The following is a 15,594-nucleotide window of genomic DNA, read 5'->3' as shown; positions in this document are numbered from 1 at the left end:
ATGGCCGCGCTCGTCGGCTCGCTATCGCGCACCGCCAATGGCAAAGCCTCCTGAACGCGACTACTTCACGGGAGACTATTCATGCCAATATTGAATTCGCCAACGCGCTCTGCCTGGAGATTGCTTCCCTCCCACTCCGCTAGCTTAACATTGAACAGATCAGCCAAATACCACCGAAGCGATACATCGAGAACATCCTGCTCAGCGCCAGTTCTCAATGCTGCCGGTCGCAGGATCGTTGCCCAATGTAGCGAACTGGTCGGCCAGCATATGCAGGTGCTCGAAATCGCGAACGATCAGAAAGCCAGCCTCCGACAGAGCGTCGACGAATGCAAATCTCGCGGCTTCGGCGGTCCTCAGATTGGACATGGCTTTTTGGCACACGTCCAAAGCATGTTCATAGAGATCACCGCCCTCGTCCGGCCACCGCGTGCGCATGAACTCCAGCGCTTCGATGACACCACAGATTTCAATCCAATGCTCGGCGTTCAGCAGAAAACGAACGGATTTGTCGAAATGGCCACTCTTCATAGTCTACCTCTGTGTCGCTGCCTGGGCCTGGCCAATACTTCAATGCACACCCGGCTACACGAGTACTGGCCAGCTACTCGGCTTATATCCGTTCCGATGAAGCCTCGCCGGGACTTCACTGCAAGGACGGACTACCCCCCTCCGATGAATGTCGACCACCGGCCGCTCGACGCCGGCGCGCCGTCCGATCGTAGCGGGACATGCTATTCGGCCGATCGCTGTCCAGCGCGCGAAGCGCATCCATGATCTCATCGAAGGGGACAACGCGCCCTTTGCGGATCTCCCGAAGGCTCGGCGTCGCCTCCAAGGCGCAGGCATCCGAGGCCCATGAGGCCAGGATGGCACGCTTTTCGTTCAACGTCAGATCCGGATCGGCAATAATGTCCCTTGGATGATCGAAGGCCGATCCGGGATTAAGAAGTTGGGAAACATCGAATTGGTTTCGTCGTGTTCGCTTTTCCATGACGGTATTCTCCGTAGACGGAGGGCGATAAATTAGCGCCCCTCTAGTCATAGCATTCAAGCTGCCTTGGCTGGCCTACCCTGATCGGCGGCTTCAGCGGAACTGATCTCAATGCGGCGAGGCTTCATGGCCTCCGGTATCCGCCGCGTCAGATCGATTTGCAGCAAGCCGTTTTCGAACCTTGCGCTGTCGACCTCGACATAATCGGCCAGATTGAAGCGACGTTCGAAGGGCGCGGCCGATATGCCGTGATAGATGTAAGCTGCGCCGTTCTTCGCTTCTGCTTTGCGCCCGGCTACGGTTAGTAGATTTTGCTGTGTCGTGACGGTTATATCGCTCGCTCTAAAGCCCGCGACTGCCAGGGCGATCCGGAAACTGTCTTCGCCGGTCCGGATGATGTCATAGGGGGGATAGCCTTCGACTGTCTCCCTGGTGCCTGCATTCAGCAGGTCGAACAGGCGATCGAACCCAATCGCCGATCGGGCAAAAGGTGTGAAGTCGTAAGTTCTCATAGCCACATCCTCGTGAAAGCAACATGGTTATAAGCAGAGCGCCAGACGCCGCTGACGACTGCATCAGGCCCATATTGAGCACCCGACGGGCAACGAGATGGTAAGAATGACACCCCTTTCAAGGGAGCCGGAAGAAAAAATTCTCACGCACACCCTCGCCCCGACATCGGTCTCCATTTCTGCACTCATCATGGCTGCCATCAGTTATGATCGATCAGCGTTGTGCGCTCTCAATCCGTTTCGTGCTGAAATGCTTGAAGGACTGCCGCCAGTCTGGCTCGCACCTCGGTATTGGCCGCGGCTTGTACTGTGGCGCCGGATTCGGACGTTGCGCGAACCATGTACTCACCATTCCTTGCCTGCAGCGCATCGATTTTCCATTTTGGCCTGCCCCATGCCCTCAGCTTTTCGACGGCATCGAGGGACGAGGTTAGCATCGGAATGAAGGTCGGTGTTTCCACCTTCGTCGGTGAATCATAAAGCATGATGATCGTCGACGATGGGTGAGCTCTGACATTGGTGTATTCAACCAGGGCATCCGGAACATACTGCAGCGCCGCCGCTATTTCGCAATCCAACCTGGGATCACGCCCCTCGCTCTGTTTGACTCGTTGAACCAGGTCCTCAAGTTTCGTTTTGTCGATCTGCGAGCTTGCTTCGTTCATTTTGCTCCCACCTTCCTCAAGGGAGTAACGACTTGGAAAAGGATGCGCCATTTTCTCGGCTTGACGGATGCGACAAATCCCACAGTCGCTCAGCCGCAAAATCGGCGCTAGTGCTGCTGCGGACCGCGATGCCGCTCAGACACGCGTTCTAAGCGTGAGGCTGGAAACCAGGGCTCTATTGCGCCGTCTGGACGTCGCAGATCCACATTTCCCTCAGGATCGTTGCCAGGGCCGAAATGCAAAGCGATCACTTCGTAAGTTGTTTCGGCACTGAACATTTCTGACAAAGACGACACTGCGTCCGATTTGACGCGAACGACATCACCTATGTTCACCATATTCTCCTCCTTACGCGTGTTCAGAAGTCTACCGAGACGAAAGGCTCGAGTTCTGACCGGTTGTCCCACGAGCCGTTCTGAACCTTTCCCCGTCTTCGGGCTCAACCACCTTGTTCACATTGAAGCCAGCTTCCGATCGCAGGCTGTTGTTGCTTGCGGGTCGGCCGCAAAGCTCTCTTGGCTTCCGATGTGATCAGATCGCGTGAAAACTCTCGCAGAGGTGCCGAGCTCGCGCCGGCCTTTGTCCCAGTCGCAAACCAGGCGTGACCTTTTTTGCCGGTCCGGCCTATGCGTTCCCCGGCCAGGCCGGGATTTTTGTGGGCAAATAGTCGGATCTGGTTAGACGTCGTGCGGTCGATCATCTTGACCGTCGGCCCGATGCCTTCGCTCTCGCTGAATTCGTCGAGACGCGACATTCCCGCTTCGGCCAAGGCTCCAGCAAAAGCTTGGCGGCAGTCATCGGCATTCATCCGACCGAGGGCAGCAAGATAACATGAGTTGCGCGCGGCCAGATATGCCGGACCTCTTGCTTGCGGCCAGTGATGCAGGAGAAAATAGGAAGCCTCGGCTGCATTGGAAATCCGCTGCAGCAAGTTTGGGCGAAGCATGAAGACGACGGGTCTTTCAAACGGTGCTTTGCTCATTGCCAGACTTGAACCAAGCTAAGTTCAGAGCAAATCCGCTCCTTCCTGTTGATCGGCGGGGCGGCAGTCATGCTCATACCGCCGCCCCTACGCTACTCAGCTCTCAACCTCAATCCGCTTGACCTGCGTTTGCGCCTTCGAGGTCTTGGGTAGCGTAATGGTCAGCACACCATTCTTGAATCGTGCACTGACCTTGTCTTCCTCGACCTCGAGGCCAACGGGGATCCGCCGCTCGAACTGACCGTAGAAACGCTCGGAGAATTGCCTTTCCCTATCCTCGGTCTCCGAATGCCTCTCACCCTTCAATGTCAGCACGCCCTCGCTCAGGAAGACTTCGACATCCTTTTCCGACAGCCCCGGCACTTCGGCGGTTACCTTGATCTCCTTGTCGTTGTCGGAAATCTCCACGCTGGGCCAACCCGCCCCGGAAGCACCTAATCTGCCGAAAGCCAGCGACCGGGTGTCAAAGCCACGGAAGACGTCGTCGAACAGCTTGTTCACCTCCCGGTGCAGTGACAGGAACGGATCGCGGTCGCCGTCGCGAAAAAGGGCCGGCAGCTGATCACAATTGCTGCGACCCCAGGGAATCAGATCACGAACACTCATCATCTGTCTCCTCTGTGTTCATTCGATTGCCAAAAGCTTGCATATGCGCCGGACGTCTTGGTCTGGCGCCTGCTCGAATCGTCTTGCCTGGCCGCCTCAGGCCGCGTGCTTCTCGGCTGGGATCTTCGTAACTTCAGCCTTGGGCGGAACGCCGTAGTCGGCGATTTCAATCCTGCGCGGCTTCATCTCTTCTGGAAGGTCGCGCTTGAGATCAATCGTCAGCAGGCCCTTGTCGAGATTTGCGCCAACGACCTTGATGTGATCAGCCAACTCGAAGCGTTGAGCAAAGGCACGTCCGGCAATGCCGCGATGCAGGTACTGGCCTGCGTCCTCGTTTGCCTTCTGGCCTGACACGATCAAGACGTTGCGCTCTTGGGTGATGCCCAGTTCGTCTTGCGAGAATCCGGCCACCGCCATGGTGATGCGGTAGTCGTCCCCGCCTGTCTTGGTAATATCGTAGGGTGGCCAGCTATTGGCCGTCTCGATACGGCTCGTCGCTTCGAGCGCGTTCAGCATCCGGTCAAAACCGATGCTCGACCGGAAAAACGGTGTAAAGTCGAGAGTGGTTCTCATAGCCACATCCTCCTAAAAGCAACATGGATACAAGGTTGGTTCCAAGCTCCCGCACTGCCGTGGAGCGGGGAGCGCCGGCCCCTCAATGGCGACCGGCAACTACGAGTTAGTCCACACTCGTGGCATTTCAAGAGGCTCGCCGCGGCAATTTTTGCTGTGTGCGCGAATGCCGGTTCCTGTCGTGCCCGAGCGCTAATTTTCACACGACGGAAAGCGATCAGCTTTCCTATTATGGCCGCGCGATCAATGGATTATCACTCGTCGTATTCGACTGCTAAAGAATTTTACATGACTCTCTTGAAATCAAAAAGGCCTTCAACCAACTGATTTTGCGCGCGGCGCCGCCTGGGTCGCGCGCCCCGCTCCGGTCGCCTGATCGGAGCGGTGGAACACTCAAAATTGTTTGTCCTCGAAGGAGAACGATATGACGTTCCGTCCATTGCATGACCGTGTCCTGATCCGCCGCATCGAAGCCGACGAAAAGACGGCTGGCGGTATCATCATTCCCGATACGGCCAAGGAGAAGCCGCAGCAGGGTGAGGTCGTCGCGGTCGGCCCTGGCGCGCGGGATGAAGCCGGCAAGCTGGTCGAACTCGACGTGAAAGTCGGAGACCGCATTTTGTTCGGTAAGTGGTCCGGCACCGAGATCAAGGTCGACGGTCAAGACCTTCTCATCATGAAGGAAGGCGATGTGCTGGGCGTGATCGAGAACACCGGCGTCGTAAAGAAGGCCGCCTGACGGCTTCTTCATCCCATCACAGTCTTCGATAACTGCCTATTGCAGGAGAGATCCAATGGCTGCCAAGGAAGTCAAATTCTCCACTGACGCACGTGAGAAAATGCTGCGCGGCGTCGACATTCTCGCCAATGCCGTCAAGGTCACGCTCGGTCCCAAGGGCCGCAACGTGGTGATCGAAAAATCGTTCGGCGCGCCCCGCATCACCAAGGACGGCGTCACCGTCGCCAAGGAGATCGAACTTGCCGACAAGTTCGAGAACATGGGCGCCCAGATGGTGCGCGAAGTTGCCTCCAAGACCAGCGATTTGGCCGGCGACGGCACCACCACGGCGACGGTTCTCGCCCAGGCCATCGTGAAGGAAGGCGCCAAGGCGGTGGCCTCGGGTATCAATCCCATGGACCTCAAGCGCGGCATCGACAAGGCCGTCGATGCGGTCGTCGCCGAACTGAAGGCCAACGCACAGAAGATCACCAGGAACGACGAGATCGCCCAGGTCGGCACGATCTCGGCCAATGGCGACACCGAGATCGGGCGCTTCCTGGCCGAGGCCATGCAGAAGGTCGGCAATGAAGGCGTCATCACCGTCGAGGAGGCCAAGACCGCCGAGACAGAGCTCGAAGTGGTCGAGGGCATGCAGTTCGACCGCGGCTATCTTTCGCCCTACTTCGTCACCAACCAGGAGAAGATGCGCGTCGAGCTTGAAGATCCCTACATCCTCATCCACGAAAAGAAGCTGGGCAACCTTCAGGCCCTGCTGCCGATCCTGGAAGCGGTCGTACAGTCCGGCAAGCCGCTTGCCATCATCGCGGAAGACGTCGAAGGCGAGGCCTTGGCCACGCTGGTGGTGAACAAGCTGCGCGGCGGTCTGAAGGTTTCGGCGGTCAAGGCCCCGGGCTTCGGCGACCGTCGCAAGGCCATGCTGGAAGATATCGCCATCCTGACCGGCGGCACTGTGATCAGCGAAGATCTTGGCATCAGACTGGAGAACGTGACGCTCGAGATGCTTGGCCGCGCCAAGAAGGTGGTGATCGAGAAGGAAAACACCACCATCGTCGACGGCGTGGGCGGCAGGAATGATATCGACGGGCGCATTGCGCAGATCCGGGCCCAGATCGAAGAGACGAGCTCGGACTATGATCGTGAAAAGCTCCAGGAGCGACTGGCCAAGCTCGCAGGCGGCGTTGCGGTGATCCGCGTTGGCGGTGCCACGGAAGTCGAGGTCAAGGAACGCAAGGATCGTGTGGACGATGCCATGCATGCGACCCGGGCGGCCGTCGAAGAAGGCATTCTTCCGGGCGGCGGTGTGGCTTTGCTGCGGGCGTCCAAGGCCCTCGATGCGCTCACGCCCGACAATGCCGACCAGAAATACGGCATCGACATCGTCCGCCGGGCCGTTGAGGCGCCGATACGCCAGATCGCCGAAAATGCCGGCTGGGAAGGTTCGCTCATCGTCGGCAAGCTGAGGGAGAGCGCCGAATACGCCCATGGCTGGAACGCTCAGACAGGCGAATATGGCAATCTTTTCGAGCAAGGGGTGATCGATCCTGCCAAAGTCGTTCGCACGGCTCTGCAGGATGCGGCTTCGGTTGCCGGCCTGCTTGTGACCACCGAGGCCATGGTGGCCGAAAAACCGAAGAAAGAGACAACTCCCTCGATGCCCTCGGGCGGAGGCATGGACTTTTAGTCGAAAAAGTGAGGGCCACTCCCCAAACGGGGAGTGGCGTCTAGCGTCCGTGCAGCACCTTGCGCTGTCGGGGTCTGGGATGAGGGGAAGGGATTTTTAAATCAACCGAGCCAAGCAAACGAGATGTGGCGGTGACGTGCAGTTCCGATTACCCACGCCGCGCCGATGCGCGGCGAACCCTGAAGGACCATCCGTCCAAGACAGGAGAACAACGCAGGGCGCAATGAAGGTCAACGATGCCACCGTGGCGGCTCTCGCGATCGGTCGCGAATTTGACGGGCTGAGCGTAGCGGAATTGGCAGAAAAAGCCGGTGTCTCGATATCTCAGATTCAAGCCATTGAAGGATGAGGCCTAGACGTTTAGCCCCACCCTGTGATGGCGTATTTAACACGGTGTCTCCTGGACTGCTGTGGTGGGGTCGTTTGCGAAAGCTCGTTAAAAGACATGCAGCGCAACACGACACCCGAAGGCTGTAACTGGCGTTTTTAGATTTTAGAGCAGAACCGCCCGCGGAACGATTGTCCCGACCAAAGCGTTCAAAGTTGCACCAGACCTGGGTTGATTGGGAGATGACATGGCTGGACGCAAGATGCAGTCCTTGGTGAGTACCGGCGTTGGCGGCCTTGACGACGTCCTGAGAGGCGGCCTTCCGGCCTCCAATTTGTATATTCTTCAAGGCGCGCCAGGATCGGGGAAGACCACCCTGGCGCTTCAATTTCTGCGCGCTGGCGTAGCGGCGGGCGGCCGCTGCATCTATGTCAGCTTATCGCAGACGAAGGCCGAACTCGAAGCCATCGCTTTTTCCCACGGCTGGACGCTGGATGGGATTCGTGTCGAGGAGTTGTCGGCCTCCGATGCGGTCAATGGCGCCACGGACCAGACGATCTTTCAAACGGCCGAGCTTCGCCTCGACGAGACCCGCAAGGCGATCGAGACTGCAATCGAAGAACACAAGCCGAGTCGGCTGGTTTATGATTCGCTCCTCGAGATCCGGCTGATCACGGGGGATACGCCGCGTTTTCGTCGCGAGTTGATCGCCTTCAAGGCATTTCTCGCCAAACGCGATGTAGTGGCGCTCCTGCTCGATACGCAGGTCCCCGATGCGCAACATTCGGGCGAAGAGGTTGAAGGCATCGCGCATGGCGTGATCTGTCTGAACAAGTCGCTTGAAGAATATGGCGCGATCCGCCGCCGCATCGAAGTGAGCAAGATGCGCGGCGTCCCCGTTGCCGATGGATATCATGACATGGCGATCCGCGAGGGCGAAGGCGTGGTCGTGTTCCCACGGATCCTCCCCGGCGCAGCTGCTCAGACCGTCAAGCCGCAATTGATCAAGTCAGGCGTCGACGAACTTGATGCAATGTTCGGCGGCGGGCAGGAATCCGGCACGACGACCCTCGTCATCGGGCAGGCTGGTACTGGCAAGTCGACCATGGCGTCCCTTTATGCAACCGCTGCCCTCAAACGCGGGGAAAGCGTCGCCCTGTTTCTGTTCGAGGAGCGGATCGAAACTTTTTTCCGGCGCTCGGAGGGGTTGGGCATGGATCTGCGCCAATTCCACGAGGACGGCCAACTCATCATCAGTGACTTCAATCCTAACGAGATCTCTCCGGGCGAATTCGGGCAGATCGTTCAACAGGCTGTGCGCGGTGAAAAGGTGCGGGTCGTCGTGATCGACAGCTTCACTGGTTATCTCAACTCGCTTCCGCATCGCGACAAGGCCGTGCGTGATATCCAATCATTGCTCAAATATCTTGCGCGTGCGGGCGTGCTGACAATTCTGATTGTCGCCCAGCATGGCTTGCTTGGCCAGGGTGTCGGGATCGACGTCGACGTGAGTTTCCTGGGGGATACCGTGCTCCTGCTTCGGATCATGGAACACGATGGGCGCCTGCGGCGCAACATCACGGTCGTGAAGAAGCGGCACGGCCCGCACGATCTCGACGTGCGCGAGTTGTTCATTCAAAGCTCCGGCGTCACGGTGATCCCATACAATCCGCTTCCGGAGGCGTGAGGCCGCCGTGTCGGGCCCCGACTCCTCTCTTGATTGGGTGCTGATCCTTGCGCCATATCGGCGGGATGCCGAGTATTTCGAGACGCTACTCAAACAGCACGATCTGATCGTCCGGCGGGCCGAGGGCCCGCGAGAGGTTGCGATGCAACTCGCTGAGGAGCCGGGCGTCGTTGTCGTCACACATGAAGCTCTAAATCCAGCGGCACTCGACATCATTGCGACGCATGTCGCCGACCAGCCGAGTTGGTCCGAGATGCCGATCATCGTGCTTCTCGACAAGGCAGCCCCGCATGCGCGGATCCGCGCGGAACTCAACGCCAAATGGTCACGTTCAAGGCAGATCTTCTATCAACGGCCCGTGGCGACGCTGGAATTGCTGAGCGGCATCCAATCGGCACTGCTGGCCAGGCTCCGGCAGCGTGAAGTTAGGGACCACATCGAGCGTGAGATCGAGCTCCGCCGCGAACTTAACCATCGGGTGAAGAATATTCTCGCGAGCGTGACCGCGATCTTTGAAATGACACGTCGCAGCGCGACGTCATTCGACCAAATGACGAATGATTTTTCCGGCAGGCTCGTTGCGCTGGCGAAGGTTCATTCTGTCGTATTCGAGGCTGGCGGCGAAGCGGCCGATCTGACTGAGATTGTTGAACGGACTTGCTCGCCCTATCGCAATGACGGAGACGACCGCATTACAATCGCCGGGCCCACAATCAGGATCAAGCGAGATGCAGGTATGACTCTTGCCCTGTGCTTTCACGAGCTTGCGACAAACGCGCTCAAATATGGAGCGTTATCGCATCCGGACGGCCGGGTGAGCCTGGACTGGGCGTTATCTTCCGAAAGCAACTCAATCTTGACCTTAAGGTGGGTCGAAAGCGGGGGACCAACGGCCGCCGAACCTTCGAAGCCAGGCTACGGGATGCGCTTCATCCGTTCGGCTCTGCGAGGCCTGTTCGGTTCTCCTCCTCAGATCATTTTCGATCCACGTGGACTGCGTTGCATCGCGGCCGGGCCTTTTTCTCGCGTTTGCTGAAACGTTGAGGCCGGAAAACAGTTTAGGACCATGAGCGCGCAGTTCCCCCAACTCCGGATCTTCTATCTGGAAGACAATCCGCTGATTGTGTTTCATGTCGAAACCTTGATCGAGGACCTTGGATTTGTGTTTGCCGGCTCGGTTGGCAGTTTCACCGAATTGGTGGCGGCCTTCGATACATTCGAGATGGACGCCGCCTTGGTCGATATCGACCTTGCCGATGGACGTACTGGACCTGACGCTGCCGCCTGGCTGCAAGAGCGCGGTATTCCCAGCCTCTTCGTCACCGGCCAGGTCGGGGTCGCGGCCGAGTACCCGCTGCTATCGCTTGGCGTGATCGCCAAGCCGATTTCGGTCGAAGATCTCGCCGACAAGCTGAAATTATTTCGACGCCGCGTAATCCGCTAATGCCTGCCAACCACCTTCTCGCTGGCAGTAAATTAGATTGCGCTGAAAGTCTTTTTGCCCGAAGAACCGCGTAACCCCAGTTTTTGCGAATCCTGACACCCAGATTTCGAAGATGAAAACTAACGTCCGGATACAAAATCTGTATCGAGGGCTATTGATCTTTTTTCTGAGCTCCGGCTACGACGCGATTTGCCAACTGTGTTTTGAAAGAACCTCCCTCCAAGGAATCGCTATCACCGGATCGTCGAAGGTCGACGCCTATGCCGCGCTCTGCCGGCATCTCTTCCAGGTCGCGCAGCCTGAGATCCAGCAGAATCCGAGCGATCGAAATCGCGGGCTTGAACATGAAAATGCTCCGCGAATGGAGGAGTCTTCATGCCCCAGACAATCTTGACCGAAAGTTTGCGACAGAACCCGTTATTTTATTGGATATTTTGAGGCAGCGCTCGCCGCTATCAAACTTAAATTGCTTTCCACCCCAAAGGATAGAAATTTTCCTCGGTGGTCGTAGACAGGTACGGCTCTCGCCCTGGCATTCTGTCCTCGCTCACGCCAATACGCATTTATCGCAGCGGCCTGCCGCTCCGCTTCCTCAAAGGATGTGCCTCGATCGGTATTGCTCATGAATGCCTCGCTTCATCGGTGCAGATGCCGGGCCAAGCAGGTCCTGCTACGAGAAAAGGTCGTCGCCAACACTCGATCCACACGAGGGCGAGCTATTCCAAGTCCAGAAGGGAAAGCTTCCGGTTAGAGACGCCGCGCCGAAAATAGTCCACCTCACGGTAAGGGTAGTCCCGGCCAGGAGAGAGCGAATCCCTACAACCGGTCATGTCACATCTAACATGGGAGCGGGGCCGTGTCTGGTAAAATACACAGGCTCTAGAATAATTAATGACATATCTGCATGTGATATGTTAACATAAAAAATGTCAAAATTAGATTTCCTTGTTTCTGCTGAAATTTTTGTGAAATCAAAACTCATCGGTTGGGCGAAAAATTCTGTAAGATATCGGCGATTTGACAGCCTTTCTTCTGCTATTGAATTTGCCGTGCGGGAATATGGTGACAATCTAAAGGCTGTATCCATACAGACTGCTACTGACGAATACACAGGTCTGGCTATTCGCTCTCTCTATGAGAATGAGCTATATCCGTTGAAAGGAAGGCTCGCCGTTCACCCAGGCGTTGCCCGTGCGGGGGGTGACTCGGTGCATTCCGCGATCCGCAAATTCAAGGTAGGCGAGACCGTCAGATATTTGCATTCCGGTCGGGCAAGACAGAGTGGGCACTACGAGGTCGTCAAAGTCCTACCCATCGAGAACGCCGAACCGACCTATCGCATCAAAAGCGAGAGCGAGCAGTATGAGCGCGCCGTCAAAGAGCACGAGATAACGCTCGTATAATGCTCTGCCGCCGTCGACCGCATTTGCCCGCTTAGTTCATACAATTGACCTCTTGGGGCATGGACCGTGTCCAGCCTGCTCCGAGTTTCACTCAACCGAAAGGGAAGTGAGTCGTTGCAAGTATTAGTGCGGGACAACGATTTTGATCAGGCCCTACGTGTGTTGAAAAAGAAGATGCAACGCGAAGGCCTCTTCCGCGAGATGAAGCGCCGCGGGGCCTATGAAAAACCCTCCGAAAGAAGGGTCCGTGAAAAGGCGGAAGCAGTGCGTCGGGCAAAAAGACTGGCTCGAAAAAAAGCTCAACGTGAGGGTCTTCTTCCGTCTCCAAAGCCGCGTGACGCTGCCGCCAGGCAAGCCCGCATCAAGCCACGCCCCAGTCCCGCTTCATAAAAGAAGCGGCGCCTATCCATGCCTTTGGGGTGTATCGTTCTACTTCGCCTGGGCCCACAGGCGGCGCTTATGGCGCCGAACAGGAGACAACGTGATTAGCTTCAAAGGCTACGTCTACGAGTCCACTAGCCCGGATATGCCCATCATCGCCGTCATCTTCGATAGTGAGGACAAGCCGGTTCAAATGCAGGTCGTCACAACCACCGGTCAAGGAATGCAGTTCCTATCAGATTTCATATCCAGCGGTAGTGAATGCCGCAAGGCTCTGGAGCGAAGCCAACATTGGATGGCGCATTGAGAAGAAACCGATCTCCGGTCGCGAGGACGTCCCGATGAAACCGATTTTTGTTGTCTTTACACGTGTCGCAGCACCCCGATTAAGTGTTGCGGTGAACGTTTCGCGAATTCAGTACGTCGAACCCATGCAATCGGGAGGTGGGGCACAGATCTATTTTTCTGATAGCGCCCAGGTGAACGTGTACGATCCACTCGATGAAGTGTTGCGGAAGATCCAGCAGGCCGTCAGCCAAGCAGACCCCTGATCGTTATCGGAAGTCGCCTGGAAAAATAGGGATGAGCGTTTCGGCATCGGGGGATTTTCGCCCATGGCAACGAGGATCATCTTCCGAGAAACGTCGACGCGCATTTTTGTGGTCGCGGACCAGACGGCATCGGCTCCCGAAACCAGCCTAGACCGTCTGCCAGGCACCAAAATGAATCGGCGGCATCTGCCAACCACACCCCGATCGCACCGGATAACGGACCGCGTCGAGCACTTCGCGGAAAGGTTCTGTCGCAGACCCAAAATCTTGATGCGGCTGCCGTATTGACGATCGATCAAGCGGCTAGAATTTCGAACTGCTCTGGGGAACGACAGAGCAGGATTATATGCATGCCTCGCTTGTCGCTTGCGCATCATGTGGACCATCTCGAAGCCGGAAAGAATGACGTCGGCGCTTAAGTGCGGCTTAAAGCCGAGTATCGACGAAATGCGGCGCAACACGGCGATGATCCTGCTCTATCCGTTTGTTCAGATATGCTCTGCCAGATGCGGATAGGCTCCAGCGATCGTCGCGATTGATCCCGCAGCCGGTTCTCACCAGCGCAGGCGATGCTGGCCTCACGGTTAGTCTGGATGCCATCAATGAGGATGCATTCGGACGTCCATGACGCTTCAGGGGCATGCGGATGAAGTATCCGGCAGCCTGTAGATCACGGCTCTCGCCGATCGTGGAACGCGATCGCCCAACTCGGAACGTGCAGGATGACCCACTCACCGTTATGGATGATGCACAATGGGATGCCATTTGAGAGCGGAGGAATTGTGGCAATTGATCTGACGTTGCGCTGAAATTCTTTTGCCTAAAAGGCGAATGAATGTTCGTTTTTTCCGGAGATTCAACGGATAGCGGGCAGATATGAGAAGACTCCGAAAATAAAAATTGACGTCAAGATACAAAATCTATATCAAGGATTATCGATATTTTCTTGCTGAGCTTTGATTACCACGCGATTTGGCCACCGCGTTTTGAAAAAACCTCCCTTTAAAGCATCGTTATCATCATCTGCCGCGCTTGCGCGCTGCAGTCGTCAATATTGCTATGAAAGGGTTCTTCGTGACCACTGGCACAGTTAAATGGTTCAATTCCACCAAAGGCTTCGGCTTCATTCAGCCTGACAATGGCGGTCCCGACACCTTCGTCCACATCTCGGCTGTCGAGCGCGCCGGCATGCGCGACATTGTCGAAGGCCAAAAGCTCGCCTACGACCTGGAGCGCGACAACAAGTCGGGCAAGATGTCGGCCTGCAACCTGCAGGCAGCCTGATAAAATCCGGAATCTGCTTTCCTTTGACCACGGATGTACTGGCACTGCTGGAAGCATGAGACCGAGCGAGGTCAGGCAATTTGCCTGACCTTTTTTGTTAAAGCTCACCCGTTGAGCCGCCTTTACGAGGAGAGCCATGACCGAGAGCTACAGCAAACCACGTCAGCAGGCTGAGATTGCCTTCGGCAAGACGCAATCGCAATTTCTCGCGCGCGAACGCGCTTTTGAAGAGCTTGAATCGGCAGGATCGGCCCGCGACGAAAAAACCTTGAGGCTGCGGGAGGCTCGTCTTGCCCGAGAGGCGCAAAACAGCATCAGGTTGGCCGTCAAACCCGCGCCGAAACGAGCTAAAAAGGCGTGATGCAGGTCAAAGTTGCTACAAAACCGGAATGGAAAATTGAGGAAAATCAGAAACGACGAGCTTGCGGACCGGCGCGGCAAGGCTGTCGACGCCAAAGCAGCTCTGCTTCGGACCTATCGCGCCGCCAAGGAAGCCGCCGAACCAGGCAGAGAGGCCAAGCAGGCGGAACGGATTGCGTTCGCTCAAGCGCGGGAAACTCGCCGGACCAAGCGCCAACAGGTAAAGCTCGCCGAACAAGCCAGACTAGAGGCCGAGATAGCCAGACACGATGCCATGGTTGTGGCGGCTGCGAAGGCTGAGGCCGACGAGCGCGAGTTGGCCGCCAAGAACCGCATCGCCCGTGTCCTGCAGGACGAAGCAGTTCGCAAGGCTGAGCGCGACCGCCGATACGCCAACCGGAAAGCTCGCCGAGCCTAGTAACGTATCGTTCAAACATTTTGAGGCGCCAGGGGTATGCAAAACCGCCTGGACTCATGACGAAGCTGTCCTTCCGTGATGATGTTGACGCTGGCATCGAACGACGTCAGGCGAAATGGTATGCGCCGGTCGCGACGAAATCTTAAAAACCAATCTCATTCAGAGGAGCCAAGGCATGAGCGAACGGCGCGAACTATACCGCAGCCCCAATGGAGATTCATGGTTCCTCGGAAGAGATCCATCGAGTGGTCTAGCCATCGTCATTCATCAACCGAATGGTCCGTCGGGCGCCCACATTTCTTATATCGAACTTGCTCAATTTCTTTCAGGGCAAGCCAAAGGGCCCGAGCACCAAGCTCTACTACGTCTGATTGCAACATTGGTGGAAGTGCCCCCTTTCGGAGACGTAGCAGTGCCTGCTGAGGACGCCAAGGTTTAGGCGTGGCTTCTGAAGAGGTTGTTCGTCGCCCGTGAGAGCTTGCAGGTAATTGTTGCGACACGACCGACCCGCAGGGCGCGAGGATAATCAACCCGCACCAGAATGCGCGAACATGGTCTCACCATAGCGCCGCCCCGGAGATCGGACGAGTGTTGAAGCGCTGATGCCTTTATCCAGGATAATGCCATGGTGGAGCGCTTCAACGGGCGGATAGCAACCGAGGTCCTGCCCATCAACGTCGCCAACCATGCGGACCTTGAGATCCTGCTGCGAGACTTCAATCGAACCTACAATCACGGATGGCAACGTATGCTCGGCGGAATCTCTCCAACCGCTAAAGCCGGCGATCGCCTCAAAGCAAAGCCGCGTCTCGGCAATCGACATTTACGTCTTCAGACAGATCCGGCCGTCATGATCGAAGTCGATAGTGTCATGTTATACGCCAAAGATATCTCACTATCGAACAACTAGGCCTCGTGGACAAAGGGCAGCCACAGCAATGCTGATGCGAGGCTGACGAAGCCGAGATATGACTCTCTGGTTT

Annotated in this window: 23 protein-coding genes and 2 pseudogenes; 14 read left to right on the top strand and 11 right to left on the bottom strand. The window is 56.8% G+C overall.

Going from position 1 to position 15,594, the window contains the following annotated elements:
* Positions 1–201 precede the first annotated feature (201 nt).
* From U1R88_RS34765 to U1R88_RS34735, 7 genes are all read right to left on the bottom strand, one after another.
* Positions 202–531 carry a DUF982 domain-containing protein gene (locus U1R88_RS34765; RefSeq protein WP_322435438.1) on the bottom strand — a complete coding sequence of 110 codons (330 nt, stop codon included), beginning with the start codon at positions 529–531 and terminating at the stop codon, positions 202–204.
* Between the two features lie 115 nt (positions 532–646).
* Entirely contained in the window at positions 647–994 is a 348-nt protein-coding gene (locus U1R88_RS34760) for a hypothetical protein (protein ID WP_322435437.1), read from the bottom strand.
* Positions 995–1,050: 56 nt separating this feature from the next.
* Positions 1,051–1,506 carry an Hsp20 family protein gene (locus tag U1R88_RS34755; protein ID WP_322435436.1) on the bottom strand — a complete coding sequence of 152 codons (456 nt, stop codon included), beginning with the start codon at positions 1,504–1,506 and terminating at the stop codon, positions 1,051–1,053.
* Between the two features lie 230 nt (positions 1,507–1,736).
* On the bottom strand, positions 1,737–2,171 hold the full coding sequence (locus U1R88_RS34750) for a hypothetical protein (protein WP_322435435.1): 435 nt from the start codon (positions 2,169–2,171) through the stop codon (positions 1,737–1,739).
* Positions 2,172–2,610: 439 nt separating this feature from the next.
* Positions 2,611–3,153: a DUF982 domain-containing protein gene (locus U1R88_RS34745; protein WP_322435434.1), complete on the bottom strand. Its 543-nt coding sequence runs from the start codon at positions 3,151–3,153 to the stop codon at positions 2,611–2,613.
* 96 nt (positions 3,154–3,249) lie between these two features.
* A complete protein-coding gene (locus tag U1R88_RS34740) occupies positions 3,250–3,759 on the bottom strand; it encodes an Hsp20/alpha crystallin family protein (protein WP_322435440.1) in 510 nt (169 codons plus the stop codon).
* 96 nt (positions 3,760–3,855) lie between these two features.
* Positions 3,856–4,332, bottom strand: coding sequence for an Hsp20 family protein (locus tag U1R88_RS34735; RefSeq protein WP_322435433.1), 477 nt, complete (start codon positions 4,330–4,332; stop codon positions 3,856–3,858).
* A 424-nt stretch (positions 4,333–4,756) separates the two neighbouring features.
* Between U1R88_RS34735 and groES the strand changes: the two genes are divergently transcribed.
* The 6 genes from groES (at position 4,757) to U1R88_RS34705 (ending at position 10,214) form a co-directional block, all read left to right on the top strand.
* On the top strand, positions 4,757–5,071 hold the full coding sequence (groES, locus tag U1R88_RS34730; RefSeq protein WP_322435432.1) for a co-chaperone GroES: 315 nt from the start codon (positions 4,757–4,759) through the stop codon (positions 5,069–5,071).
* 55 nt (positions 5,072–5,126) lie between these two features.
* A complete protein-coding gene (groL, locus tag U1R88_RS34725; protein ID WP_322435431.1) occupies positions 5,127–6,755 on the top strand; it encodes a chaperonin GroEL in 1,629 nt (542 codons plus the stop codon).
* A gap of 223 nt (positions 6,756–6,978) precedes the next feature.
* On the top strand, positions 6,979–7,104 hold the full coding sequence (locus U1R88_RS34720) for a helix-turn-helix transcriptional regulator (protein ID WP_322435430.1): 126 nt from the start codon (positions 6,979–6,981) through the stop codon (positions 7,102–7,104).
* Between the two features lie 226 nt (positions 7,105–7,330).
* Positions 7,331–8,770, top strand: a complete 1,440-nt coding sequence (locus U1R88_RS34715) for a DUF7125 family protein (RefSeq protein WP_322435429.1) — start codon at positions 7,331–7,333, stop codon at positions 8,768–8,770.
* A gap of 7 nt (positions 8,771–8,777) precedes the next feature.
* On the top strand, positions 8,778–9,806 hold the full coding sequence (locus U1R88_RS34710) for a sensor histidine kinase (RefSeq protein WP_322435428.1): 1,029 nt from the start codon (positions 8,778–8,780) through the stop codon (positions 9,804–9,806).
* 30 nt (positions 9,807–9,836) lie between these two features.
* Positions 9,837–10,214: a response regulator gene (locus U1R88_RS34705; RefSeq protein ID WP_322435427.1), complete on the top strand. Its 378-nt coding sequence runs from the start codon at positions 9,837–9,839 to the stop codon at positions 10,212–10,214.
* 151 nt (positions 10,215–10,365) lie between these two features.
* Here U1R88_RS34705 and U1R88_RS34700 read toward each other — a convergent pair whose 3' ends face one another.
* Entirely contained in the window at positions 10,366–10,560 is a 195-nt protein-coding gene (locus U1R88_RS34700; RefSeq protein ID WP_322435426.1) for a hypothetical protein, read from the bottom strand.
* A 580-nt stretch (positions 10,561–11,140) separates the two neighbouring features.
* On the opposite strand from U1R88_RS34700, the gene U1R88_RS34695 reads away from it, so the two are divergent.
* The 4 genes from U1R88_RS34695 to U1R88_RS34680 all read left to right on the top strand — a co-directional run bounded on the left by U1R88_RS34695 (position 11,141) and on the right by U1R88_RS34680 (position 12,549).
* Positions 11,141–11,617 carry a hypothetical protein gene (locus tag U1R88_RS34695; RefSeq protein ID WP_322435425.1) on the top strand — a complete coding sequence of 159 codons (477 nt, stop codon included), beginning with the start codon at positions 11,141–11,143 and terminating at the stop codon, positions 11,615–11,617.
* A gap of 114 nt (positions 11,618–11,731) precedes the next feature.
* A complete protein-coding gene (gene rpsU, locus U1R88_RS34690; protein ID WP_322435439.1) occupies positions 11,732–12,007 on the top strand; it encodes a 30S ribosomal protein S21 in 276 nt (91 codons plus the stop codon).
* Positions 12,008–12,098: 91 nt separating this feature from the next.
* Entirely contained in the window at positions 12,099–12,305 is a 207-nt protein-coding gene (locus U1R88_RS34685) for a hypothetical protein (RefSeq protein WP_322435424.1), read from the top strand.
* 34 nt (positions 12,306–12,339) lie between these two features.
* A complete protein-coding gene (locus U1R88_RS34680; RefSeq protein WP_322435423.1) occupies positions 12,340–12,549 on the top strand; it encodes a hypothetical protein in 210 nt (69 codons plus the stop codon).
* Between the two features lie 133 nt (positions 12,550–12,682).
* Here U1R88_RS34680 and U1R88_RS34675 read toward each other — a convergent pair.
* Both U1R88_RS34675 and U1R88_RS34670 read right to left on the bottom strand, forming a co-directional pair.
* Positions 12,683–12,792, bottom strand: a pseudogene (locus tag U1R88_RS34675) (transposase); the annotation flags it as partial.
* A 52-nt stretch (positions 12,793–12,844) separates the two neighbouring features.
* Positions 12,845–13,230: pseudogene (locus U1R88_RS34670) on the bottom strand (DDE-type integrase/transposase/recombinase); the annotation flags it as partial.
* Between the two features lie 393 nt (positions 13,231–13,623).
* Between U1R88_RS34670 and U1R88_RS34665 the strand changes: the two are divergent.
* The 4 genes from U1R88_RS34665 (at position 13,624) to U1R88_RS34650 (ending at position 15,050) form a co-directional block, all read left to right on the top strand.
* Positions 13,624–13,833 (top strand): cold-shock protein, encoded by a 210-nt coding sequence (locus U1R88_RS34665; protein ID WP_322435422.1) that lies wholly within the window; start codon positions 13,624–13,626, stop codon positions 13,831–13,833.
* 136 nt (positions 13,834–13,969) lie between these two features.
* Positions 13,970–14,194 (top strand): hypothetical protein, encoded by a 225-nt coding sequence (locus U1R88_RS34660; protein ID WP_322435421.1) that lies wholly within the window; start codon positions 13,970–13,972, stop codon positions 14,192–14,194.
* A 36-nt stretch (positions 14,195–14,230) separates the two neighbouring features.
* A complete protein-coding gene (locus U1R88_RS34655; RefSeq protein WP_322435420.1) occupies positions 14,231–14,611 on the top strand; it encodes a DUF6481 family protein in 381 nt (126 codons plus the stop codon).
* 175 nt (positions 14,612–14,786) lie between these two features.
* On the top strand, positions 14,787–15,050 hold the full coding sequence (locus U1R88_RS34650) for a hypothetical protein (RefSeq protein WP_322435419.1): 264 nt from the start codon (positions 14,787–14,789) through the stop codon (positions 15,048–15,050).
* A gap of 87 nt (positions 15,051–15,137) precedes the next feature.
* Here the strand turns inward: U1R88_RS34650 and U1R88_RS34645 are convergent, their stop codons facing one another.
* Complete coding sequence (locus tag U1R88_RS34645; protein ID WP_322435418.1) at positions 15,138–15,434, bottom strand: hypothetical protein; 297 nt, start codon at positions 15,432–15,434, stop codon at positions 15,138–15,140.
* Between the last annotated feature and the right edge of the window lie 160 nt (positions 15,435–15,594).

The organism is Labrys sedimenti, from assembly GCF_034424805.1.
GTDB classification, from domain to species: Bacteria; Pseudomonadota; Alphaproteobacteria; order Rhizobiales; family Labraceae; genus Labrys; species Labrys sedimenti.
The sequence above is the reverse complement of the archived record's forward strand: the minus strand, read 5'-3'. Positions and strand labels throughout refer to the sequence as shown.

Excerpts from the sequence above, each read along its gene's own strand:
- U1R88_RS34765 (WP_322435438.1), bottom strand. The coding sequence starts at position 531 with ATGAAGAGTGGCCATTTCGACAAATCCGTTCGTTTTCTGCTGAACGCC.
- U1R88_RS34760 (WP_322435437.1), bottom strand. The coding sequence starts at position 994 with ATGGAAAAGCGAACACGACGAAACCAATTCGATGTTTCCCAACTTCTT.
- U1R88_RS34755 (WP_322435436.1), bottom strand. The coding sequence starts at position 1,506 with ATGAGAACTTACGACTTCACACCTTTTGCCCGATCGGCGATTGGGTTC.
- U1R88_RS34750 (WP_322435435.1), bottom strand. The coding sequence starts at position 2,171 with ATGAACGAAGCAAGCTCGCAGATCGACAAAACGAAACTTGAGGACCTG.
- U1R88_RS34745 (WP_322435434.1), bottom strand. The coding sequence starts at position 3,153 with ATGAGCAAAGCACCGTTTGAAAGACCCGTCGTCTTCATGCTTCGCCCA.
- U1R88_RS34740 (WP_322435440.1), bottom strand. The coding sequence starts at position 3,759 with ATGAGTGTTCGTGATCTGATTCCCTGGGGTCGCAGCAATTGTGATCAG.
- U1R88_RS34735 (WP_322435433.1), bottom strand. The coding sequence starts at position 4,332 with ATGAGAACCACTCTCGACTTTACACCGTTTTTCCGGTCGAGCATCGGT.
- groES (WP_322435432.1), top strand. The coding sequence starts at position 4,757 with ATGACGTTCCGTCCATTGCATGACCGTGTCCTGATCCGCCGCATCGAA.
- groL (WP_322435431.1), top strand. The coding sequence starts at position 5,127 with ATGGCTGCCAAGGAAGTCAAATTCTCCACTGACGCACGTGAGAAAATG.
- U1R88_RS34720 (WP_322435430.1), top strand. The coding sequence starts at position 6,979 with ATGAAGGTCAACGATGCCACCGTGGCGGCTCTCGCGATCGGTCGCGAA.
- U1R88_RS34715 (WP_322435429.1), top strand. The coding sequence starts at position 7,331 with ATGGCTGGACGCAAGATGCAGTCCTTGGTGAGTACCGGCGTTGGCGGC.
- U1R88_RS34705 (WP_322435427.1), top strand. The coding sequence starts at position 9,837 with ATGAGCGCGCAGTTCCCCCAACTCCGGATCTTCTATCTGGAAGACAAT.
- U1R88_RS34700 (WP_322435426.1), bottom strand. The coding sequence starts at position 10,560 with ATGTTCAAGCCCGCGATTTCGATCGCTCGGATTCTGCTGGATCTCAGG.
- U1R88_RS34695 (WP_322435425.1), top strand. The coding sequence starts at position 11,141 with ATGTCAAAATTAGATTTCCTTGTTTCTGCTGAAATTTTTGTGAAATCA.
- U1R88_RS34680 (WP_322435423.1), top strand. The coding sequence starts at position 12,340 with ATGAAACCGATTTTTGTTGTCTTTACACGTGTCGCAGCACCCCGATTA.
- U1R88_RS34660 (WP_322435421.1), top strand. The coding sequence starts at position 13,970 with ATGACCGAGAGCTACAGCAAACCACGTCAGCAGGCTGAGATTGCCTTC.
- U1R88_RS34650 (WP_322435419.1), top strand. The coding sequence starts at position 14,787 with ATGAGCGAACGGCGCGAACTATACCGCAGCCCCAATGGAGATTCATGG.
- U1R88_RS34645 (WP_322435418.1), bottom strand. The coding sequence starts at position 15,434 with ATGTCGATTGCCGAGACGCGGCTTTGCTTTGAGGCGATCGCCGGCTTT.